The organism is Halobacillus sp. HZG1, from assembly GCF_035818575.1.
Taxonomy (GTDB): Bacteria; Bacillota; Bacilli; order Bacillales; family Halobacillaceae; genus Halobacillus; species Halobacillus litoralis.
Genome location: NZ_JAYLVQ010000061.1, coordinates 1 through 22,631, shown reverse-complemented (window position 1 = coordinate 22,631; position 22,631 = coordinate 1). Strand labels below are relative to the sequence as shown.

22 protein-coding genes are annotated in these 22,631 nt (G+C 44.7%); 19 read left to right on the top strand and 3 right to left on the bottom strand.

The genetic code is table 11. The features are described 5' to 3' along the window. From VKA52_RS09345 to VKA52_RS09290, 12 genes are all read left to right on the top strand, one after another. Nucleotides 1–867 (top strand): fumarylacetoacetate hydrolase family protein, encoded by an 867-nt coding sequence (locus VKA52_RS09345; protein WP_326315315.1) that lies wholly within the window; start codon nucleotides 1–3, stop codon nucleotides 865–867. 12 nt (nucleotides 868–879) lie between these two features. Continuing rightward, nucleotides 880–1,671, top strand: coding sequence for an SDR family oxidoreductase (locus VKA52_RS09340; protein WP_326315313.1), 792 nt, complete (start codon nucleotides 880–882; stop codon nucleotides 1,669–1,671). Between the two features lie 134 nt (nucleotides 1,672–1,805). Further along, complete coding sequence (locus VKA52_RS09335) at nucleotides 1,806–3,455, top strand: alpha-glucosidase (protein WP_326315311.1); 1,650 nt, start codon at nucleotides 1,806–1,808, stop codon at nucleotides 3,453–3,455. Between the two features lie 124 nt (nucleotides 3,456–3,579). Continuing rightward, nucleotides 3,580–4,332, top strand: coding sequence for an NERD domain-containing protein (locus VKA52_RS09330; RefSeq protein WP_326315309.1), 753 nt, complete (start codon nucleotides 3,580–3,582; stop codon nucleotides 4,330–4,332). A 188-nt stretch (nucleotides 4,333–4,520) separates the two neighbouring features. Beyond that, on the top strand, nucleotides 4,521–5,465 hold the full coding sequence (locus VKA52_RS09325; RefSeq protein ID WP_326315307.1) for an N-acetylglucosamine kinase: 945 nt from the start codon (nucleotides 4,521–4,523) through the stop codon (nucleotides 5,463–5,465). An 18-nt stretch (nucleotides 5,466–5,483) separates the two neighbouring features. Next, entirely contained in the window at nucleotides 5,484–6,386 is a 903-nt protein-coding gene (murQ, locus tag VKA52_RS09320) for an N-acetylmuramic acid 6-phosphate etherase (RefSeq protein ID WP_326315305.1), read from the top strand. A gap of 60 nt (nucleotides 6,387–6,446) precedes the next feature. Then, nucleotides 6,447–7,829 (top strand): ABC transporter substrate-binding protein, encoded by a 1,383-nt coding sequence (locus VKA52_RS09315; protein ID WP_160911361.1) that lies wholly within the window; start codon nucleotides 6,447–6,449, stop codon nucleotides 7,827–7,829. 145 nt (nucleotides 7,830–7,974) lie between these two features. Then, nucleotides 7,975–8,868 (top strand): carbohydrate ABC transporter permease, encoded by an 894-nt coding sequence (locus tag VKA52_RS09310; RefSeq protein ID WP_160911363.1) that lies wholly within the window; start codon nucleotides 7,975–7,977, stop codon nucleotides 8,866–8,868. 19 nt (nucleotides 8,869–8,887) lie between these two features. After that, complete coding sequence (locus VKA52_RS09305; protein WP_089651246.1) at nucleotides 8,888–9,724, top strand: carbohydrate ABC transporter permease; 837 nt, start codon at nucleotides 8,888–8,890, stop codon at nucleotides 9,722–9,724. 14 nt (nucleotides 9,725–9,738) lie between these two features. Next, nucleotides 9,739–10,617, top strand: a complete 879-nt coding sequence (locus tag VKA52_RS09300) for a MurR/RpiR family transcriptional regulator (protein WP_115893795.1) — start codon at nucleotides 9,739–9,741, stop codon at nucleotides 10,615–10,617. Between the two features lie 14 nt (nucleotides 10,618–10,631). Beyond that, a complete protein-coding gene (locus tag VKA52_RS09295) occupies nucleotides 10,632–12,035 on the top strand; it encodes an FAD-binding oxidoreductase (protein ID WP_326315301.1) in 1,404 nt (467 codons plus the stop codon). Further along, nucleotides 12,028–13,308: a (Fe-S)-binding protein gene (locus tag VKA52_RS09290; protein ID WP_326315299.1), complete on the top strand. Its 1,281-nt coding sequence runs from the start codon at nucleotides 12,028–12,030 to the stop codon at nucleotides 13,306–13,308. Before VKA52_RS09295 ends, VKA52_RS09290 begins: the two co-directional genes overlap by 8 nt. Nucleotides 13,309–13,447: 139 nt before the next feature. Here VKA52_RS09290 and VKA52_RS09285 read toward each other — a convergent pair whose 3' ends face one another. Continuing rightward, nucleotides 13,448–14,392 (bottom strand): nuclease-related domain-containing protein, encoded by a 945-nt coding sequence (locus tag VKA52_RS09285; protein WP_326315297.1) that lies wholly within the window; start codon nucleotides 14,390–14,392, stop codon nucleotides 13,448–13,450. Between the two features lie 125 nt (nucleotides 14,393–14,517). On the opposite strand from VKA52_RS09285, the gene VKA52_RS09280 reads away from it, so the two are divergent. The 4 genes from VKA52_RS09280 to VKA52_RS09265 all read left to right on the top strand — a co-directional run bounded on the left by VKA52_RS09280 (nucleotide 14,518) and on the right by VKA52_RS09265 (nucleotide 17,709). Then, the gene (locus VKA52_RS09280; RefSeq protein ID WP_326315295.1) at nucleotides 14,518–15,195 is read left to right on the top strand and encodes a response regulator transcription factor; all 678 of its coding nucleotides are present in this window, start codon (nucleotides 14,518–14,520) and stop codon (nucleotides 15,193–15,195) included. Next, nucleotides 15,192–16,544 carry a sensor histidine kinase gene (locus tag VKA52_RS09275; protein WP_326315293.1) on the top strand — a complete coding sequence of 451 codons (1,353 nt, stop codon included), beginning with the start codon at nucleotides 15,192–15,194 and terminating at the stop codon, nucleotides 16,542–16,544. The genes VKA52_RS09280 and VKA52_RS09275 overlap by 4 nt, the downstream gene beginning before the upstream one ends. 30 nt (nucleotides 16,545–16,574) lie before the next feature. Beyond that, nucleotides 16,575–17,099: a PepSY domain-containing protein gene (locus VKA52_RS09270; protein WP_326315291.1), complete on the top strand. Its 525-nt coding sequence runs from the start codon at nucleotides 16,575–16,577 to the stop codon at nucleotides 17,097–17,099. Between the two features lie 88 nt (nucleotides 17,100–17,187). Next, nucleotides 17,188–17,709, top strand: coding sequence for a PepSY domain-containing protein (locus tag VKA52_RS09265; RefSeq protein ID WP_160911376.1), 522 nt, complete (start codon nucleotides 17,188–17,190; stop codon nucleotides 17,707–17,709). Nucleotides 17,710–17,780: 71 nt separating this feature from the next. On the opposite strand, the gene VKA52_RS09260 is transcribed toward VKA52_RS09265, so the two are convergent. Continuing rightward, the gene (locus tag VKA52_RS09260; protein WP_326315288.1) at nucleotides 17,781–18,638 is read right to left on the bottom strand and encodes a GAF domain-containing protein; all 858 of its coding nucleotides are present in this window, start codon (nucleotides 18,636–18,638) and stop codon (nucleotides 17,781–17,783) included. Nucleotides 18,639–18,907: 269 nt separating this feature from the next. Here VKA52_RS09260 and VKA52_RS09255 point away from each other — a divergent pair, with 269 nt between their 5' ends. The 3 genes from VKA52_RS09255 to VKA52_RS09245 all read left to right on the top strand — a co-directional run bounded on the left by VKA52_RS09255 (nucleotide 18,908) and on the right by VKA52_RS09245 (nucleotide 21,204). Continuing rightward, nucleotides 18,908–19,714 carry a glutamine ABC transporter substrate-binding protein gene (locus VKA52_RS09255; protein ID WP_326315286.1) on the top strand — a complete coding sequence of 269 codons (807 nt, stop codon included), beginning with the start codon at nucleotides 18,908–18,910 and terminating at the stop codon, nucleotides 19,712–19,714. A 111-nt stretch (nucleotides 19,715–19,825) separates the two neighbouring features. Beyond that, a complete protein-coding gene (locus VKA52_RS09250) occupies nucleotides 19,826–20,482 on the top strand; it encodes an amino acid ABC transporter permease (protein ID WP_115822824.1) in 657 nt (218 codons plus the stop codon). Next, nucleotides 20,482–21,204, top strand: a complete 723-nt coding sequence (locus tag VKA52_RS09245; protein WP_160911382.1) for an amino acid ABC transporter ATP-binding protein — start codon at nucleotides 20,482–20,484, stop codon at nucleotides 21,202–21,204. The genes VKA52_RS09250 and VKA52_RS09245 overlap by 1 nt, the downstream gene beginning before the upstream one ends. 38 nt (nucleotides 21,205–21,242) lie before the next feature. On the opposite strand, the gene VKA52_RS09240 is transcribed toward VKA52_RS09245, so the two are convergent. Beyond that, complete coding sequence (locus VKA52_RS09240; protein ID WP_326315282.1) at nucleotides 21,243–22,208, bottom strand: sodium:calcium antiporter; 966 nt, start codon at nucleotides 22,206–22,208, stop codon at nucleotides 21,243–21,245. Nucleotides 22,209–22,631: the final 423 nt, after the last annotated feature.

The following is a 22,631-nucleotide window of genomic DNA, read 5'->3' as shown; positions in this document are numbered from 1 at the left end:
ATGCGCTTATCTACGATAATGAAAGATGGAAAAGAGATCGCAGCGATAAGAAGTGAGGGAGGGCAAGTCACTTCTTTACCTGATGTGAACGATTTCTTTGAACAATCCTGGCCTACGACAATGTTCGAATTGATTCAATCCAACCAGTTGAGTCGTTTTAAGGAATGGTGGAACGAACTGGGGAACGAGGACAAAGAACGGGTGCCATCTATTGAAAATCCCGACTACCGCCCCCTCTATCGCCACCCCAGAAAAATTTGGGGCATTGGTTTGAATTACGTCGATCATGCTTCCGATTTGGACGAAGCTGCTCCTAAAGGGGAACCTGCGAGCTTTATGAAGCCTGATACGACAATCATCGGTCATGGGGACAAAATAAAAGTTCCTCTACAGTCTGAACGTACCACAGGAGAAGCAGAGTTAGGTGTTGTTATTGGCCGGGAGTGTAAAGATGTCGAAGCTGCTGAAGCGGAAAATGTAGTTGCAGGTTATACAACGATCATTGATATGACAGCAGAAGATATTTTGCGTAAAAATCCCAGGTACTTAACGAGGGCCAAAAGCTTTGATACCTTCTTCAGTTTCGGTCCGGAATTCATCACTCCCGATGAAATCGATGACCTTTTAGAAGTGAACGTTACAACAAAAATCAATGGTAAGGTTCATCGGACGAACAAAGTGAGGAACATGACGTTTCAACCTTACGACTTGATTTCTTTCCATTCTAAAGTTATGACACTACTTCCAGGTGATATTATCTCAACGGGTACTCCAGGAGCGGTCGTCATTAGAGATGGTGACAAAATTGAATGTGAAGTGGATCGTATGATGGCACTGGAAAATCCAGTGGTAGATTTAAAAAATTAGGAGTGAATAGTGATGGACTTACAATTGGAAAATAAATCAGTCGTTGTACTCGCTTCGAGTAAAGGGCTTGGAAAAGCTGTCAGCATGGGGTTTGCCAAGGAAGGAGCTCGTGTCCTTATTTCTAGTCGGGACGAAGCGGAACTTCAATCAGCGAAAAAAGAAATTCAAGAAGCGAGCGGGAATGATCAAGTCGAGTACCAAGTTTGTAATGTCACTAAAAAGGAAGACATTCAACAATTAATCAATAAGTCCATTGAACTTTATGGAACGGTTGATGTGCTGATTAATAATGCGGGTGGCCCTCCAGCAGGAACATTTGAAAATTTTGATGATGAGGACTGGCAGAAAGCGTTTGAACTGAATTTACTCAGCTTTACGCGCTCCATACGGGAAGTATTGCCTGCCATGAAGAAACAACAGTCAGGAAGAATTATAAATATTGCCTCATCTTCTATTAAACAAACGCTGGACAACCTTATCTTATCCAACACCTTTCGGGCAGGAATTGTAGGCTTGTCTAAAAGTCTATCTCAAGAGCTTGCCGGGGATCAGATCCTCATTAATACCGTTGGACCTGGACGCATTGCTACAGATCGAGTAGCTGAGCTTGACCAAAAGAGAGCCAATAAACTAGAGGTCTCTGTAGAAGAGCTGAAGAAGACTACGGAACAATCGATTCCCATAGGCCGCTACGGTGAACCCGAAGAATTCGCCAAAACCGTTGTTTTTCTTGCTTCTGGAGCCAACACATACCTAACAGGTCAATCTCTTGTAATTGATGGAGGATTAGTAAAAGCACTCTAGTAAGAAGAGTAGTTAGCAAATAGCTAGCTACTCTTTTTCCATTATCTGTATGACCTGGTACAACAAATAATGGAAGTGCACGGCGGTTATGCGTTATGGTTATATGAGAAGGTTTTCATAAGGGAGTGGAAGAGATGAATAATCAGAAATGGTGGAAGAAAAGTGTCGTCTATCAAATTTATCCGAAGAGCTTTAATGATACGAACGGGGATGGAATTGGGGATATCCCTGGGATTATAGAGAAGTTGGATTACTTGAAGGAGCTTGGTGTGGACGTTCTTTGGCTGTCCCCCATCTATGATTCTCCACAAGCAGATAATGGCTATGATATTCGGAACTACCGCGAAGTGGATAGTCTTTTTGGAAAGATGGAAGACTTGGAAGCGTTATTGGAAGAGGCTCATAAGAGAGACTTGAAGCTGGTCATGGACCTCGTCGTCAATCACACGTCTGATGAACACCCCTGGTTTGTGGAGTCTTCGAGAAGCAAGGACAATCCGTATCGTGATTATTACATATGGAAAGATGGCAACGAAAACGGAGAGCCACCCACAAACTGGAGCTCTGTTTTCAGTGGCCCGGCTTGGACTTATGATGAAAAGACAGGTCAATATTACTTGCACATTTTCGCGAAGAAGCAGCCTGATTTGAACTGGGAAAACCCGAAGCTTCGGGAAGATGTGTACGATATGATGAAGTTTTGGCTGGATAAGGGGATGGATGGGTTCCGGATGGATGTCATCAACTTTATCTCTAAAGATCCGGACTATCCGGATGGAGACAATGGGGATGGCAGTCCTTATTTTATGAACGGCCCTCGTGTTCACGAATTTTTGCAGGAGATGAATCGGGAAGTTCTATCAAACTATGATGTGATGACCGTCGGGGAAATGCCAGGGGCTTCTCCGGAAGATGCCAAGCGATACACAGATCCAGAGAATGAAGAGTTGAATATGATTTTCACATTTGAGCATATGGATTTGGATTCGAACGGGGATAAGTGGAACTGGACGAATCTGAACCTCGTAGACTTGAAGGAGAACTTTGAAAAGTGGCAGACGGCGCTCCATGGTGTGGGTTGGAACAGTTTATACTGGAACAATCATGACCAGCCGCGTATTGTTTCCCGGTTCGGTGATGATGCAGAGTACCGAGAGAAGTCGGCGAAAATGCTCGGGATCTGCCTGCACATGATGCAGGGGACGCCTTATATTTACCAGGGTGAAGAGCTGGGGATGACGAACGTCCACTTTGAAACGCTCGAAGAATACAAGGATATTGAACTACTGAATATGTATAAAGAGAAAAAGGAACAAGGGTGGTCCCATGAAGATCTCATGAAAGCTATCTACGTAAAAGGGCGTGACAATGCCCGGACGCCGATTCAGTGGAACGATAAGGAAAATGGCGGATTTACGGACGGAACCCCATGGATACAAGTGAATCCGAATTATAAAGAAATTAATGCGGAGCGCGCGCTGGAAGATAGAAACTCTGTATTCTATTTCTATCAACAGTTGATCCGTTTGAGAAAAGAAATCAATATTATGACCGATGGTCGTTTTGAACTATTGATGAGAGAAGATTCAAATGTTTTTGCCTATAAGCGTGTAAGTGATGAAGGAAGTCTTCTTATCGTCTGTAACTTTTCGGAAGAAGAAGTGGCGTTGGATGAGGAAATTGTAAAAGAGATAGAAGGAAAGCCTGTCGTAATTACAAATGAAACAGAATCATCGAATCGCGGAAGATTAGCTCCTTATGAAGGAACAGTATATACACTTTAATGGAAATAATACCCACACTAGGTCATCCAGATATTGGATGACCTAGTGTGGTGTTTTTTACATAACGGGATCTCTGCCGATATTAATGATGTAGGTCAAACATCATGCTTTTGGAGGAGATTATGTGTTCTTTTTTATTGTGCTTTTGGTTTTAATGTTGATACGTGGAATCCTTGCTAATCCAGTGGTTAAAGGGAAAATTGGGGAAGCGAAGGTTTCTCTTCTACTTAAACGACTGAATGAGAGTGAGTATTATGTCATGAATGATTTAATGCTGAAGACGGAAAAGGGAACCACTCAAATTGATCATGTAGTTGTCTCGGTCTATGGTGTTTTTGTCATTGAGACGAAAAATTATAAAGGATGGATTTTTGGTGATGAAAAATGTAAAAAGTGGACACAGGTCATCTATAAGAAGAAACATACGTTCATGAATCCTATCCACCAGAACTATGGTCACATAAAAGGCTTAGAAGAAGTATTGGGGAAAACTTACACCCATCCCTTTTGTTCGGTTATATCTTTCAGCTCTAAATCTACGTTGGAAAACATAACCATAACTTCCCCTATGGTGCATGTTGTGAATACCTCTCACTTATTGAATACAATCAAAATGTATGATGAAAGGCTTATATCCAATGCCAATATGAAAGGAATCATCTATAAGTTACACCACCATAAAATTGAAGATAGACAAATGAGAGAAAATCATATTATTAAAATTAAGGAGAAACACGAACATAGGCGTCAACTTGTAAACGGAATGATTTGTCCGGATTGCGGAGCAGGACTTATTGATCGCATCGGCAAATATGGGGCCTATAAAGGGTGTATGAACTATCCCGAGTGTCGATTCACAAATAAATCCAAATCATGATTCGGGAATATGTGAAAAAGTGGCGGACCAGGTCATCCAGATATTGGATGACCTGGTCCGCCCTTTTTTACTTTTTATAGATTTCTACTAGAGTGCTATTGAAATATAATTACAATATTTTAAAACGTATGTTGACATAAAAATTCATAAATTTTATAATAGAGCCAACAAAGATTTGGAGGATGTCCATGAACTATGTGATTGGAATAGATGGAGGCGGGACGAAAACGACGTGCCTGTTCCTTGAAGCAAATCAATGTACATACCCGGAACAACCAAAAGTCATCCAGGGGTCAGGGACCAACCCTCATCAGATTGGTTTTGAGGAAGCGGGTCACCGCTTAACGGCTCTGATTGAAAAAGGATTACAAACATTCAACGTAGATTCTGCACAGGTCATAGGCATTGGCTTCGGACTGGCTGGTATTGGAAGACCAGAGGACGAAGAGCAAATGAAAAGGATTGTGCGGAATATTTTTTGGAATCTATCATTATCTGAAAATTTAAACTCATTTATTGGATCTGATAGCTTAGCCGCTTTGAAAGGGGCACTTTCTCTGACAGACAAGTCTGGGATTCTCGTCATCTCAGGGACGGGATCGAACGCTATTGGGGTAAACCTTGAAGGGGAAATTCATAAATGCGGCGGTTGGGGGCATTTAATTGGTGATGAAGGAAGTGGATATTATCTATCTTTGAAAGCGTTATCATCAGTGGCGAAAGCCGCCGATGGACGTGGAGAGGAAACGCTCCTCACTCCTTTTATCTTAGAGAAATTAAGTCTACATAAGCCTGAAGGTCTCGTCCGTCACATGTATGGCAGGACTCATGAGAAACAGGAAATAGCGAAGCTTGCGACATGCGTGATCGAAGCGTCGGAACGACAGGATGAAGTCGCAGTGAAAATATTGAAGGAAGCTGCTGATCAGCTCGTTTCACACGTGGAAAGTATCGCACGTCACGGCTTTGAAAAAGATGCAGCGATTACAGCGGCAGGGTCTATTTTCAAGCATTCTAAAATTCTGAAACAATATTTCATCCAAGAAATCGAAACGAAAGGGTTGGGCGTATATAAAGAGGCCTATGCTCCACCTGAGTTTGGAGCAGCTCTGTTAGCAATTCCGGATAATTAATAAAAGGTGGTGCCAAAAGTGACGAATTCCTTGACGTTCCTAACAACAGAGAAACGAAATGAACGAACGAAAAACATGGATGAAATGACGACTGCTGAAATACTGAAAGTCATGAATGAAGAGGATCACAAAGTCGCAGAAGCCGTCAAACAGGTTTTGCCGGCGATTACGAAAGCTGTCGATCATATCTCCGCTTCATTAAAAAAGGGTGGCCGACTCTTTTATGTAGGAGCAGGGACAAGCGGAAGGCTCGGTATTCTGGATGCGTCGGAATGTCCACCGACCTTCCTTGTGGATCCCGACCTTGTTCAAGCGGTCATGGCTGGGGGCGGCAACGCCTTTACAAAGGCGAAAGAGAATTCGGAAGATGATGCCGCTCAAGGGGAAGCCGACTTGAAAGCAAAAAAACTCACTTCAAACGATGTCGTGGTCGGAATTACGGCCAGTGGCCGGACGCCCTACCCGATCGGAGCGCTCAAACATGCAGGTTCCATTGGTGCTTATACGATTTCTCTATCCTGCAACCATCATTCCGAAATCAGTGATTATGCCGAGTGCCCGATCGAGGTGGTTGTCGGGCCGGAAGTTTTGACAGGTTCGACGCGCTTGAAAGCAGCGACCGCCCACAAAATGGTGTTGAACATGATGAGTACGACTGCCATGGTCAAACTCGGGAAGGTTTATGAGAATTTGATGGTGGACGTCCATGCAAGTAATCACAAGCTGCGGGAACGCGCGAAGAGCATTTTGATGGAGTGTACCTCAGCGACTTATGAGGAAGCTGAGGAAACGTTGAAAAAAGCAAAGCTGCAAGTGAAGCCGGCGATTGTCATGCTGAAGCGAAGTGTTTCTTATGAACAAGCAGTGAAAATGCTTCAGGAGAATGAGGGGAATTTACGCAAGGCCATGAATGAATCTTAATGATTTGAAGACCATCTTGCATGGTTTCAAATAAATTTTTCAATCAAAAAGGGGGAGCTTATGTTGAGCATGTGGCGGAAAACATCTGCTTGGTTGATGATGGCGGTTTTGTTCGCTTTCTTGTTGTTGGTCGGTTGTGCACCTGGTGCAGGAACGGAAGAAACAGACAGCGAGGGCACAGAAGAAGAATCCAGTTCGGAAGGGTCTTCAGAGTCTGGTGAATCCGGTGAAGTTTCGGGAGAGCTTGAAATTCAGTACTTTGTCGGTGGTTATGGCGATTCCTGGTGGAAAGAAGTCATTGCCGATTTCCAGGAAGAATATCCGGATGTCTCGATTACGGAACACGCGGGTCCTAATATTAATGAAGAAATGCGTTCACGCTGGGTATCCGATGACCCACCTGATGTCGTCTACATTGATGGTGCCGGTTCCAGCGAAACACAGATGGTTGAAGATGGTCAGCTTATGAACTTGTCGGAATGGTTAAGCGGCGTTGAGCTTGAGGATGGCTCCGCTTTAGGTGAAAGTTTCATTGTTGATCCTGCTAAATACGATGGGGAAATTTACAGCTTACCACTTGTCTTCGATACATGGGGCACATGGTATGACAATGCCTGGTTTGAAGAAAACAATTGGGATGTACCGAAAGACTTCCCAAGTTTCATGGATACGATGAGTCAGATTAAGGAAGATGAAGGCATTGAGCCTTTCGTTACGACAGGACAATATCCATACTATTTCCTTCGCGGAATGCTTTACCCTGCCTTTGGTGCCGCAGGTGGAGATGAGTTACTTAATGATGTTATTACAGGTGCTGAAGGCGCCTGGACGAGTGAACCTGTCCTTAATGTCATGAAAAAAGTGGAACAGATGCAGCAAGAGGGCATGATTGACTCCGGTTTTGGTGCATTGAACCATACGCAGTCCCAAATGAACTTCCTGCTTCATGACAATGCGTTCATTCCGGTCGGTTTCTGGCTGCCGAATGAAATGGCGAATGATACGCCGGAAGACTTCGAATATGGATTCATTCCTTCTCCGATGCAGGACGAAGGTGAACCAGCGGCGATTGTTCCAGACCTACGTCCATTAGCGATCGCTGAAAAAGCAGAAAACCCGGAAGCAGCAAAAGCTTTTGTTGAGTTCGTGTTCACAAAAGAATACGCGAAGAGTTTTTCTGAACATACGGGAGCCATCATGAACTTGCAAGGTGTGGATCTTGCTTCAAGTGAAGAAGTGCCTTCTTTCTTGATTGATGCCAACGAGATGATCAATGACCCTGAACAGGTCCAGATCTATCAAAAGCCTCACCCAATGAGTTCAGAGCTTGAGACGCCGATCAGCAACTCGCTCGTTTCTCTGATGCTCGGTAACATTACAGCGGAAGAGTTCGTCGAGGAAGCTGAACAAGCGGCAGCGGAATACCGCAGCAGTTTGGAGTAAAGGACAAGTGGAATGTGGAGGCGGACGTCTTCACATTCCATTTTTCTTAAAGGCATAAGCCAATCAACCGCGGGAAAACCATCCTGCTGTTGCTTGACTTATGCTTGTAAAAACATATTCAAACTAGAAAAAGAGGTGGTTGTAAATGGTCCAGTCCAAACGACAGCGGAACTTGTTCCTTGCCTTTTGTCTTGTTCCGACATTCATTTTGTTTGCCGTGTTCACGTTGTACCCCTTGTTCAATGGTCTTTATTATTCCTTTTTCAAATGGTCAGGGGCATCTTCACTCGCCGAGTTCGTAGGTTTTGATAATTACCGCCGGTTATTCAGTGATGATATTATCCCGAGAACCATCTGGCACGATTACTTTCTTGTCATTACAAAAGTGTTCGGTATCATGATTCTGTCTACCTTTTTTGCGGTAGCTTTAACGCAAATGAAAATCAAAGAAGCTCCCTTTTACCGGATTGTCTTCTTCTTTCCGAATATCATGTCCGTCGTCGTGATCGGGATTTTGTGGATGTTCATCTATAATCCAAGTCTCGGGCTTGTGAACTCAGGTCTTGAACTGATTGGCCTTGAAAGCTGGACGCAGCCGTGGCTTGGGAGTGAAGACTGGGCTTTACCAAGTTTAGTGCTTCCTTCGGTATGGGCAGGAATCGGGTTGTTCATGCTCATGCTGATGGGCGGGATTTCGAACATTTCGAAGAGTTATTATGAAGCAGCAGAAATCGATGGGGCCACCGAGTGGCAGCAGTTTTGGAAGGTGACCTTACCGCTGATCTGGCCGCAAATCAAGATATCTATTTTGTACATTATTATTACGACGTTGAATGGGTCCTTCATTATCGTCCAGGTCATGACCAAAGGTGGACCAAACAACTCCACACACGTGATGGGTTCCTACTTATATGAACAGGCTTTTGTTAAATATAACTTCGGATACGGGGCAACGATCGGGGTTATGATTTTGATTCTGTCTCTCGTGACCGTACTGATTATGCAATTCCTGATGAGAAGAGAGAAAGTGGAGTACTAAAAGACAGGAGGGGAATAGAGTGCAAAAAGGGAGTATTTTTTCAAGAACGATCGTACGTATCCCATTGATCATCTGGTCTCTGGCCGTCTTATATCCGATTTTCTGGATGGTGCTTGGGGCATTCAAGTCCAATGCGGAAATCTACGCCAATCCATGGGGGCTGCCGGAATCCTTCAGTTTCAGTAACTTCGTCGATGCGTGGAGCAACTACAACATCGATGCGAGTGTGTTCAACAGTTTTATCGTCACCGGTCTTGGCGCGACACTGACGCTTGCGATGGCGATTCCGACGTCTTATGCGTTAGAGCGGATGCGTTTCCGCGGAAACCGGCTGTTGTTCACGCTTTATATTTCCGCGATGATGATTCCGATGGTCCTTGGCTGGATTCCGTTGTTTTTCCTATTGATGCAATTGAATCTCTTGGATAACATCTTCGGGCTCAGTATCGTGTATGCGGTCAGCCAGTTACCGTTCAGCATTTTCGTTTTGACGAGTTTCATGGCAACGATTCCAAAATCATTGGAAGAAGCGGCAGCGATTGATGGGATGTCGCCGTATGGCATCCTGTGGAAAATCATTACGCCACTTTCGACAACTGGGATTATTACCGTTACGATTATGAATATGATCCAGTTTTGGAATGAGTATTTTATGGCGCTCATCTTCCTGCAAACAGAGGAAAACTATACGCTTGCACTCGCGATTGATTATATTAGTAATGAAACACAGTACACGAATGCATGGGGAACGCTGTTTGCGAGTCTCGTCATTGCAATCGTCCCTGTTATCGTGTTGTATGCGATTTTCCAACGCCGTATTGTTAAAGGAATGACTGAGGGAGCCATTAAAGGATAAGTGTGGTGAAACAAATGAAGAATTCTCTAACCGGCGGACTTGTCATTCTTAATGAAATGAAAGATAAGTTACCGCCTTCTGAAAAAAAGATTGCCGAATTTATACTGGATCAGCCTCATGAAGCGATCCACTGTACAGCGACACAGCTCGGCGAACTGAGCTCAACGAGCAGTGCCGCTGTCATTCGCTTATGCAAGTCTCTTGGTCTGAAAGGTTTGCAGGAATTGAAATTGAGGATCTCCGGTGATTTACAAAAGAAACCGGAGGCGCGGTACCGCGATATCCAACCGGGAGAACCTTCCGATTCAATTGTAGAAAAAATAACAAGCAACAGTCTGCAGGCGATTCGCGAAACGACGGAAATGGTCGACTACCGGACGCTGTCGGAAGCGGTGAAGCTGTTAAATGAAGCAGGATCAATCCACTTTTTCGGTGTAGGTGCGTCCGGGATTATTGCTCAGGACGCTCAACAGAAATTTTTACGGATGAACAAACCGACCTCTGCTTTTACGGATATGCATAATGCGGCGATGAACATTGCCAACGTTACAGAAAATGATGTTGTCTTCGGCATCTCTTTTTCCGGTGAAACCTATGAAACAGCAAAAATCATGGAAATTGCAAAGAAGAAGGGAGCACGGACCATTAGTTTGACCCGTTATGGACAGTCTCCCGTTACAGAACATGCCGATGTTTCGCTGTACATTTCTGCCTCAAGGGAGATCCCTGCTCCATTCCGAAGTGGAGCGACATCTTCCCGTCTTGCCCAGTTACATATGATCGACATTTTGTTCGTCAATGTCGTCACCGAACAGTGGGACAAGGCTTCTGAGTACTTTCATGAAATTACCGACGTGATGGATTTGTTGAAAGGGAAGAAAACAAAGGGATAAGGAGGAATCATCGTATGGAAAAGTGGTTGGAAGAGCTGCAGTCTTTGCTTCCGGAAGGACACGTATTAACATCCTTGGCCGACCGTCACAGTTACAGTTTTGATGCTTCTTTTGGGGAACACCTGCCGGATGCTGTGGTACAGGTGAAAGAAAAACAGGAAGTCGCTGATGTTTTGAAGCTTGCCAATCGTTATAAAGTACCGGTTCATCCGCGCGGTTCGGGCACCTGCCTGAGCGGCGGTCCCCTTCCCGTTCACGGCGGGATTGTTTTGGATATGTCTCAATATCCAGCAGTCATCGACCTTAGTCCGCGCGACTTGACGGTGAAAGTGACACCGAGTGTCTTGACCGGAAACATCAATAAAGCGGCCGAACAACACGGGCTGATGTATGCCCCGGATCCTAGCAGTGCCCATGTGGCTACGATCGGAGGTAACCTTGCCGAGAACTCCGGCGGCCCCCGCGGGTTGAAGTATGGAGTAACAAAGGACCACGTACTCGGGTTGGAAGTCGTGACGCCTGAAGGTGAAATCATTAAGACGGGTGGTCAGACGATTAAGAATGTCACAGGCATTGATCTGACGAAGCTGATCGTCGGGTCGGAAGGAACGCTAGGCGTCATCGTCGGAGCTACGTTGAAGCTGATGCCGAAGCCGCCCGCTGTGCAAACGATCATGGTCGCTTTTGACGAAGTGCGAAAAGCAGGGGAAGCCATCTCCCAGACGCTGACTTCAGGAATTTTACCAGCGAAAATGGAATTTATGGATCAAGCGTGTATCGTCGCCGTCGAAAACTTCCAGCCGGTCGGTCTGCCTGTCGATGCCGCTGCTGTCATCATCATTGAACTCGATGGACATCCGGAAACGCTGCGTGTGGAGCGGGGTCTGATCGAGGAGATTATGGAAGATATGGGCGCTAAGGAAATCATCATTCCGAAAAGTGATGAGGAAGCGGCTAAGCTCTGGCATGCGCGCAAGCAAGTGTCACCTGCGATTGCGAAGATTAAGCCGACGAAAGTCTCCGAAGACGCGACCGTTCCAAGAAGCAAAATCCCGGACTTTATGGACCGGTTAGAACTCATCAAAGAGAAGTACGGCCTCGACGTCGTCGCTTTTGGTCATGCGGGAGACGGCAATCTGCACCCGAATATTTTGTGTGACAAGCGGAATGTGGAAGAGATGAAGCTTGTTGAAAAAGCGGTGGGGGACATGTTCCAGGCGGCCCTTGATCTCGGTGGCACACTATCCGGTGAGCACGGGATCGGTACGATGAAGGCCCCGTTCATGGAGCTTGAACTAGGAGAAGTCGGACTGGATATGATGAAGCGCATCAAAGACAGCTGGGACCCGAACGGCATCTTGAACCCGGGCAAAGTTTTTCCTGAAAAAGGACAGAAGTTGGTGCTGCACCATGACTAGTTCACTGAAGGAACGATTGAACTATGACAAAACGTTCGACTGTGTCCAGTGCGGCTACTGTCTTCCGGCCTGTCCAACGTATGAAACGATGGAAAAAGAGACCCATTCGCCGAGAGGGCGGATCAATCTCGTGAAGATGGTGGCAGAAGGGAAAGCTTCTGTGGAGGATTTAAAGGAGCCGATAGAGAAGTGTCTTGGCTGCATGGCGTGTACGACGGTGTGTCCGACGAACGTCCAGTATGGAGAAATCTTTGAAGGAGCGAAACGGGTGATTGATGAAGAGAGGCCGCGCGGGATTGTGGAGGATTTCTTGTTCCAGTCATTCTTTCCTTCTTCAAAGTGGATGAATACGTTAGGAAATGCCACTTGGCTTTATCAGAAGAGCGGTTTGCAGAAGGTATCCCAACGCTTTGGTTTGACGAAAAGAGCGCCGCTTCATATTCACGAATTCGAAGCGGCTTTGCCGAACATGCCTGCGCCGAGTAATCGCCGTCGGGAGCGAGTGGATCGTTACGTGCGTAAGCGGCCGGCTGTGGCGAAGATCGGATTTTTTAAAGGATGCGTGATGGACAGCGTCTTTTTTGAAACGAATCAAAATACCGTCGAGCTTTTGCTTCGGAGTGGAGCAGAAGTTGTTTTTCCAGAAGCCCAGACGTGCTGTGGAGCTCTTCACGCTCATACAGGAAAAGTCGATCAGTCGGTGGAACTTGCGAAGCGGAATATTGAAGCTTTTGAAGAAGAAGGATTTGATTATATCGTGAACAATGCAGGTGGCTGTGGGGCGCGGTTGGTCGAGTATACGCATTTGTTTGAAGAAGGAACAGAGTGGCACAAGCGTGCAGAACGGTTTGTTGAACGAGTGCGTGATATTTCTGAAGTGCTGGTTGAGATGGACGGGCTTGTTTTTGAAAAAGAATTGTCGAAGACCGTTACCTATCAACCTTCCTGTCATTTGCGTAACGTACAGAAGGTGACGAGTGAACCACTGGATCTCATTCATCGCATTCCTGGGGTGGAATTGCGCGAATTGGAACGACCGGAGTTTTGCTGCGGGTCGGCTGGGGTTTATAATATCACCAACTATGAAGATGCGATGGATATTCTGGACGTGAAAATGCAGGATGTGTGTGGTACCGGTGCTGGTGGTGTAGTGACATCCAATCCTGGCTGTCAACTTCAGATGAAGCTTGGGGTGGAGCGTGAAGGATTGGGTATGGAAGCTGTGCATTTGGTAGATTTACTGATGGAGGCTGATCCTGGGCCGAAGTGGTAAGGCGATCTCTTGATGAGGTCGTCTTTTTTGTTTGTTGAGAGAGGCGGATATCGGTTAAATTTTGGTTTTATCAATTAAAAATGGAATATATCAATTAAATGCAAGGTATATCGGCTGAATTAGCAATATATCAATTAAACTACTTCAAAAAGTAAACTCTCCCTTTATATTCCCCTTCTGATCTTAAATTCATATCTCTTAGTATATTTTGCATAGCAGATGGTGAGTTGATGAGTAAAAAACTTCTACCTTGACGGTTATTAATCCTGAGTCCAATAAGTGATGAGTAATCTTTCAGTGCGGGAATGTGCGCTTTTGGATCTTTATGGAGACAACTACCGCACTGCCAGGTTCCGTGTTTCCTTATCATAGGAAGAGCGTTACAATACGTGCAAAATACCCCTCGTTTAAAGTCTATTATAGATAAAGAGAAATATTTTATATAATCGAATTCATTTTCTGTATGGTTAGATAGTAATTCGCTCGATAGCAAATGAAGAGAAGAGGTACTTAACTTCTGTAAATCGCTGTGCTGAGAGTTAATCTCATCCACCTTTTCCGGAAGAGCTTCCGTACGGATTACAATATCGAGAGAAGGGTCATCTGTGTTTATCGAAGTTCCAGGATGACTGTTGACCACGAGGCAGTAAATAGGAATGTTAGGAAAACCTTTCATATGCAGCCATTGCTGGAGCTGTCTGCGATGCCGGCGGACTTGAAGAACAGGATCAGAAAATGTTTGTGGTCCTTCATCCCATGTTCTGGATAGGAAGTTGAACCTTTGATTGTAAAACAACTCCCCACCCATATTTTTAGCTTCGACAATCAACATCCATTGACTCGTTAAAATCAGGCAATCGATTTGGAAGTAGTGGGTGCCGTCATAGAGGCGCAGGTGATGGAAAATGTGATAGTGATCGGGAAGGTAGGAGAGGGGAAAGTTGAGAGCGAGTTCTCCCTTGTGACCGGAGAGGCGGTTTTTGAGGTGTTCTTTGACTTTTGGCATGTGGGTATGGTTTTCAGGAAGTCTTCGTTCGATGGCTTGCAGTTGTTCGATGTCTCTTGGAAATGTGCGTTGCTTCATAATCATGCTATTCATCCTTTCTTTTTTAATCGTACGACAAAAGGTGCTGAATTCCTATTAAATATTCAACCCTCAGCCTGCCTATATGCTAAAATACAGGCAACAAAACAAATGAGGGATGAGCATTGAGTAAACCACATATTTTAGTCGTTGAAGATGAAACAAAAATCGCTCGTGTATTGGAGCTGGAACTCGAATTTGAAGGTTATCAAGTGACGAAAGCTCATGATGGTATGGAAGGATTACGTCTTTACCGCGAACAAGAATGGGACTTGCTTCTTCTTGATATTATGCTTCCGGGCTTGAGCGGCACGGACCTCCTCAAAAGGATTCGTTCTGGTGATGAGGATACGCCGGTCATTATGCTGACGGCGAAGGATGCCGTGAGTGATAAGGTGACAGGGCTCGATCTTGGGGCGAATGATTATGTAACAAAGCCCTTTGAGATTGAGGAGCTGCTTGCAAGGATACGAGCAGCTTTACGGACAAAGTCTGACCAACAAGTCATGAGCATTGAAGACCTGACTGTGAACGTAAGCACTCATGAAGTGCACCGGGGGGAACATTCCATAGAGTTGACGGCCAAGGAGTTCTCGCTTCTTGTCTATCTCATGAAAAATAAGCGGCAAGTGCTGAACCGTGAACAGCTCTTAGAAGGGGTATGGGGTTTTGACTATTACGGAGATACGAATATCGTGGATGTGTATATCCGTTATTTGCGTAACAAACTGGATAAAGGATACGAGACGAAGCTGATTCATACCGTCAGAGGCGTCGGCTACGTCTTGAAGGATCCACGATGAAGCTGGGGAATCGGATTCAAGTTTACACCACAGGCCTGTTCATTCTCCTTCTTGTGCTGATCAGCGCAGCCGTTTATTTCTCTTTCAGTAAAATTGTTTACGATAGTGATGTGGACCAAACCAGAATGGAAGCAGAGCGGATTGTGACTGGCGTTAATGAGCGTTCTGATTCCCTGTCCGCAGACGTTCTGAGAGCGTATGTTCCTGCCAATGGCATGATCCGGCTGGTCCTTCCTGATGGAACTTCGGAGGTCAGCTTGACGGGAGGGAGCCAGGAGGACCTCATTGAACAAGCGTATCCATATGAAGCAGGGGAAAAAACGGAGGTTCGTAGGTACGAAGGTGTCCCTTATGCTTTTGTATCTATCCCGATCATATGGACGAATGGTGAGGTCGTCTCTTTTCAGTTGACGAGAAGTTTGGAGGCGACGGCACAGAATTTAAATATTCTTAGAATTGTGCTCATGAGCGTCGCTCTTCTTGCGATGATCCCATTTTTCCTGTCTTCCAGACTTTTAAGCCGGTTGATTGTCCATCCGATCCGCTCATTGATTCAGACGATGCAGCAAATCAGAGGCAGTGGCCAGTTTAAACATATTCCTTATGAAAGGGAGTCTAAAGATGAGTTAGCTCAAATGGCTCATACGTTCAACAAGATGATGGTGCAGCTCGAAGAAAACTATCACAAGCAGGAGCAGTTTGTTTCTAATGCTTCTCATGAGTTGAAGACTCCTTTAACGGTCATTGAGTCTTATGCAAGCCTTTTAAAGAGAAGAGGCACACAGGATGAGGAACTTTTTCAAGAATCTGTAGAAGCCATTCATTCAGAGGCGAAGCGAATGCGTGGACTTACGGAACAGCTGCTTCTCCTTGCAAGAAAAGAGGAACACTGGGATGTTCAGTTTGAGTCCGTTGACTTGTCTTATCTACTTCAGACCTCGGTCTCTTCTTTTGAAAAAGCTTATCAGCGAAAAGTTGATCTTTTCTGCCCTCAAGGAATTCATATAACCACCGATGAACAGAAATTGAAGCAGCTGCTTTATATTTTTATGGATAATGCTCGAAAGTATAGTGAAGATCCGATCGAGGTGAACGTAGAAAGTAGAGACGATCACGTGGTTATCCTTGTCATGGATCACGGAATTGGGATGTCGCAAAAAGAACTTGAAAAAGTCTTTGATCGCTTTTACCAAGTGGAGGAATCGAGGACCGAAGGATATGGATTAGGCCTTTCGCTGGCTGAAGAGTTGGCTCAAGCTCTCAAGGCTGACATTCAACTTTCCAGTGAGAAAGGGAAAGGGACCACGGCCACGATTCTTATGCCACTCTCAGAGGGTTCTCATTTTTAGAGAGTAGGATGATACGAAGGAGGGAGTTTTATGGCTAACCGTCTTAAGGTGTTGATTTCCATAGCGTTGCTCACTCTCTTGATTATCCTCGGGTGGCAGTGGGTTCACCAGAGCTTAAGTGCTGAGCCTTTATCAGAGTCAGATGTTCGTGAAAAAGTACAAACCCAATACAATGGTGAAATTACGGATGTCACTTCGATGGAAGATCATTACTTGGCAACGATAGCATTGGACGAAGGTGTTTATGAAGTGGTTGTTATAAAAACAGATGGCCGGATCTCTGAAATTAGGCCGCTTGAAAGTTTCAAAGACAACGATTCACCTTCACCACCGGAAGATAAGTTTGAGAGCGCTCAAACCGAGCCGATTACAGAAGAAAAGGCAAAGGCTGTCGCCCTGAATGAAATTGAGGGGGAAGTGGATGATATCGATTTTGAATCAGAAGAAGAACCAGCCTTTTACCTCGTAGAAATTGAGCGATCGGGTGGAGCGGAAGCCACGGTCCAAGTCCATGCCCTTACAGGTGAAATCATGTCCGTCACATGGGACGATTGACTTCTCATCAAATTCTCATTTTCCTCTTTCTTTGTTCTCATCTCTGGTGGATATAGTCATAGTAGAACAACAAAGAGGAGGAAATAAAATGAAGAAAAAATGGTTGATCGGCGGTATTGCGAGTATTGTTGTATTGGGCGGCGGAGCTTTCGGTGTGAGTGCTGTCTCCGGAGATGATCAGTTTTCTGAAAGTGAAGTAGAGATTTCCCAAAAAGAAGCAGAAACTACCGCTAAAAAAGAAGTAGATGGTTTGACGATTGATAAAGTAGAAAAAGATAAAGAAGACGGTGTATCCGTCTATGAGTTTGAAGGTCAGACAGAAGATGGCAAAGAGGCAGAAGTGGAAGTGGACGCAAACACAGGAGAAGTCTTACAAGTAGAGCGTGGCGATGACGATTCCAATGAAACGTCAGCTGAAGATATGAAAGTAACAGAAGAAGAAGCTGAGAAAGCTGCTAAAGAGGAAGCTTCGGGCAGTGAAATGAAAAATATGGAAATTGAAGATGGGCACTACGAGTTTGAATTTCAAGATGATTCCTTTGAATACGAAATCACGGTTGATGGTCAAACAGGGGAAGTTACCGATTCTCAAAAAGAAAAGTTGAAATAAACAATAAAAAGCTCCACCAAAAGATGGTGGAGCTTTTCCTATGAAAACTTTTATAGAATGAAGTAAAAAGATTAACGACTTTCCACTAATTGAAAACCGATCGTAGAAAGAGCTGTCTTTAAATTAGAAACCGTTTTAGGTTTGTGTGGGGACAGTACATTCGTTTCTATTTCTTTATGAGCTACTTCCGGAGTAATCCCTGTTAAAATCGTATTGATCCCCATTACTTGCAAGGCGTGAATGAGCTTAGGCAGCATTTCGGAGAAAAATTGATCGCGCACTACTAAACCGGATAGATCTAATACAAAATGATCAATATCCTGCTCTTTTCCGTATAAAAGGACGTCTCGCATCAGTTTGTCCGCACGTTCTTCATCCACGATGCCCTGGATAGGGACGACGGATACACCTTCTGTGATTGGTATGATCGGCACATTCATTAATCTCATGTTGTAGTGGGTTTGATCAAGGTCAATCATATGAGAAAGTACAGCTGCAATCGTTTGTAGAAATTCTATGTCTTCATCGGTGAATTGTTTTTCTTCTTTGTCCATCACACAGAGGGTTCCGAACACATTCCCTCGTAAATCTTTTAATGTGACACCGAGGTACCCTTTAACTTCCAGTTGGGCTGAGGCTTTCATTTCGTTAGTGAGTGGGTCGTCCATTAAGTTGGTTGTTCTAAGTACATGGTTTTGGTCATTTATAATGAGGCGGCAGTGGCTTTCCTCGTAGTCAATAGTAAACCCTTCAGGGACGATTTCCTCTTTCTTATTTAAGGAACTCAGTACGGTCATCGCGTTCTTACCTCTCATCGTTACATAAGCGGTCTGGACATTTAACCTTTGGGTCACCACATCAAATATTTTCTGAGCGGCTGACTTCAAAGAATAATATCCTTCTGAGTCCATGAGATGTTCTTCAGACATGAAAAACCTTCCTTTTCACAAAATTAGGAGCTTTACCCTATTATACCCTATTTCCCTTTGAATCTGAGGTTAATCCCATTTTTTAAGAAAAATGAGTCGTAATCACGAGTTAATTGGTGAAAAACAATGAAATTTTGAGCAATCGATAGGAAAGTTGAATAGAATAGTAGATTTCAGCTGAAAAGACCTTCAAAAGAATTATTCAGAAAATTTGCAAGAGTAGTAAAATTTGAGATAATAGAGGTCATAGAATAAAAGGGGGAAAATGGATGAAAGCGAAATGGTACTTATTCATTATGGTCATGTCTTTAACTCTGTTTCTTGCTGCCTGTGGCAGTGATAGTGAGACAGGCTCATCAGGAGACTCCGGTGATTCAGGTGGAGAAACTTACACGGTGGCAACGGATAATAACTTTGTCCCATTTGAGTTTATGAACGAAGAAACGGGAGAAATGGAAGGCTTTGATATTGATTTGATCAAGGCGATTGCTGATGAAGCTGGCTTCAATATTGAGATTGAATCGATGAAGTTTGACGGTGTTGTTGCTGGTATGCAGTCCGGCCGCTATGACATCGGAATTGCTGGTATGACAATTACGGATGAGCGTAAAGAAACCATCGATTTTTCTGATCCTTATTATGATGCTGGACTGATGCTTGCGGTCAGCGCAGATAATGATGAAATTCAATCCGAAGATGATCTTGCAGGTAAGAAAGTGGGGACTCGTTCTGGTACGACAAGTGAAACGTATATCAGAGAAAACCACCCGGATGCCGAATTAATTACTTTCCCTGGAATCGTTGAAGCTTATATGGACCTTGAGTCTGGTCGTTTGGATGCGGTTATGTATGACGTTCCTAACGTCCAGTACTATGTAGCCAATGATTCTGAAGGATTAAAAACAGCGGGAGACATTTTGCAGGGGGAGCAGTATGGTATTGCTTTTCCTAAGGATTCTGAACTTGTAAGTGATGTGAACGAAGCATTAAAGACATTGATTGATAATGGTACGTACGATGATATCTACGAAGAATGGTTCGGTGAGCGTAAATACGGCACAGAATCTTCCGAGTAATAAAGCAGCTGATCATAAAAGCGTAGCAAGTGATTGGCTTGTTACGCTTTTTGAATTGAATACTTGGCATGAACCCACACACCATTCAAAACACAAGGAGCGAATACATATATGGAGTTCATTACAGAATCGCACTATTTTCGTGTCATGCCTTTTTTGCTTGAAGGATTGGTATGGACACTACTCATCACCTTTGTTGGATTGATTTTTGGATTTGTGCTCGGGGCGGTCTTTGGCTTTGCGCGACTGTCGAAAAACAAGATCATATACGGACTTGCAACGGTCTATGTAGAAGCGGTCCGCGGTACACCGATTCTTGCTCAAATTTTGTTTATCTATTTTGGTCTGTCCGACCTGACCGGAATCAACATTGATAAAATTACGGCCTCCATCATAGCGATTGCCATTAATGCCGGTGCTTACATAGCGGAAATCGTAAGGGGAGCGGTTTACTCGATTGATAAAGGACAGGAAGAGGCTGGGCGCTCCATCGGTCTCACACGTAATCAGACGATGCGGTACATTATCTGGCCACAGGCGTTCAGAAGGATGATTCCGCCGCTTGGAAACCAATTTGTCATCAGCTTGAAGGATACCTCGCTTTTCTCCGTCATTGCTGTAGGGGAATTGCTTTATATGGGACAACAGTATTACGGAATGACGTTCCAAGCCTTCCAGGCACTGACGATGGTTTGTGTGATGTACTTGATCATCACGGTACCGACAGCGGTGTACTTGAGACGAGTTGAAAGGAGACTGGATGTGTAATGATTACCGTCAAAGATTTGCATAAATCATTCGGTTCCAACGAAGTGTTGAAAGGAATCAATGCAGAAATCAAAGAAAAAGAAGTGGTCTGTGTCATCGGGCCCTCAGGTTCCGGGAAAAGTACTTTTTTACGGTGCTTGAACCTGCTTGAGGAAGTCACCTCCGGAGAGGTCATCATTCAGGGAGACAATTTGACTGACCCTAAAATCAATATCAATGATGTCCGCTCCCGTGTCGGAATGGTGTTCCAGCACTTTAACCTTTTCCCGCACAAAACCGTGCTTGATAACATTACGATCGGTCCAATCAAAGTGAAGAAAATGAAGAAAGCAGAAGCTGAAAAAGTGGCCCGCCCGCTCCTTGAGAAAGTCGGCCTGAGTGACAAAGCGGACGCTTACCCTGAAAGCCTTTCCGGCGGTCAGAAACAACGTGTAGCCATCGCCCGTTCGCTAGCGATGGAACCAAGCATCATGTTGTTTGATGAGCCCACCTCCGCGCTAGACCCTGAACTTGTCGGGGACGTGCTTGCGGTTATGAAGGAATTAGCGCAGGAAGGGATGACGATGGTGGTCGTCACCCACGAGATGGGATTTGCCCGCGAAGTCGGCGACCGGGTTCTGTTTATGGATGAAGGGATCATCATGGAAGAGGATGTACCTGATAATATTTTCGGGAATCCACAAAATCCTAGAACACAGGAGTTCTTAAGTAAAGTATTATAGAGAAAATCCGCAGACATTGAAGTCTGCGGATTTTTTAATTAGAAAAGAAAGTAAGAAGAGACGAAGTACGTGACTACGATAAGGAGAGATGGAGCGGCATAGCGCGTGAAGCTCTCCGCATTTTTTCTTACCATCATGAAGATCGTCAGCACCATCATGCCAATGAATAAAAGGGCAATCGGGAGGTTGCTGTCTGATGTCGCATTCAGAATCGGACCTTTTTGATAGAAAAGGTCTGTGATGGCAAGAAGTTGCAGGTTGAACAAGTTACTCCCTAAAATCGAGCCTACCGCCATATCATAATTCCCCATTTTAAATGCCACAAGGACGGTGACGAGTTCAGGCAGAGAGGTGGAAGCAGCAATCAAGAAGCTTCCGACAAAACTTGAGCTCATTCCCGTTTGCTGGGCCAGTTGATCCCCGGATATCGAAAGGGCACTTCCGGCAGCGAAAACGACAATAGCGCTGATTGCAAAACCGATGCTTGCCCCTTTTAAGGAAACCGTTTTGCCAGTGGCTGCTGCTTCGTCCATCTCTTCTGCTTCATCATTTTCGAAAAATCGGACGGTCAGGATATACAAGCCGACGAGAATGAACATTTCGATTCCTATATTAAAAAGCGAAAGCGTTGAACCCATCAATAGCGAGACAACAACAACCAGCGTAAAGATAATCCCTGCAATGGCAGAAGGGAGGTGATGCTTTGGCGGGATGCTGTTGAACATTTTCTGTTTGCGATACATAAGATCAACCGCTGCCAGAATCAATACATTAAATACGTTACTACCCAGCATATTCCCTACGGCAATGTCCGGGTTGTCGATATATACGGCCGTTAAACTCGTAGTCAATTCCGGTAAGGATGTAGCCCCCGCTATAAGGAAGGTTCCCACAACAGCTCCGCTCAATTTCGATTTTTGACTGATGACATCTCCATAACGGTTCAGCTGTACGGCAGCGAGTACGACCACAACGGCTGAGATGGCGAAAATTAAAAAGTTCATCGTATTCCTCCTTGATTTTGAGCCAATAAAAAAAGACCTTGGCCCTAGTTTCGTTCAGGCCAAGGTCTTGCGTACTATGGTCATAGTTTGGTGAACCGAGTGTCTGCACACTGAAATGACGATTCACCAACCGCATTATACGGTCGCTACTCCCCTTGTTACTATTAATATAGCTAATTCCTGTGAAAACGTCAATAAAATAGTCTCTTACCTATGACAATGATCTTCAACTATATGGCAGGTTTCTTGAAGACTCAGTTTCGAGACTTTTAATGAGTAGGTGGGGCTGCGGGGAATAGCTCGCTTTCCGCGGGAGCGCGGTGAGCCTCCTCGGACTGCGTCCTGTGGGGTCTCACCAAGCACTTTTTTCCCGCAGGAGTCTCGCCATTCCCCTTCGCCCCTTTACCAAGGATCATTATCGAA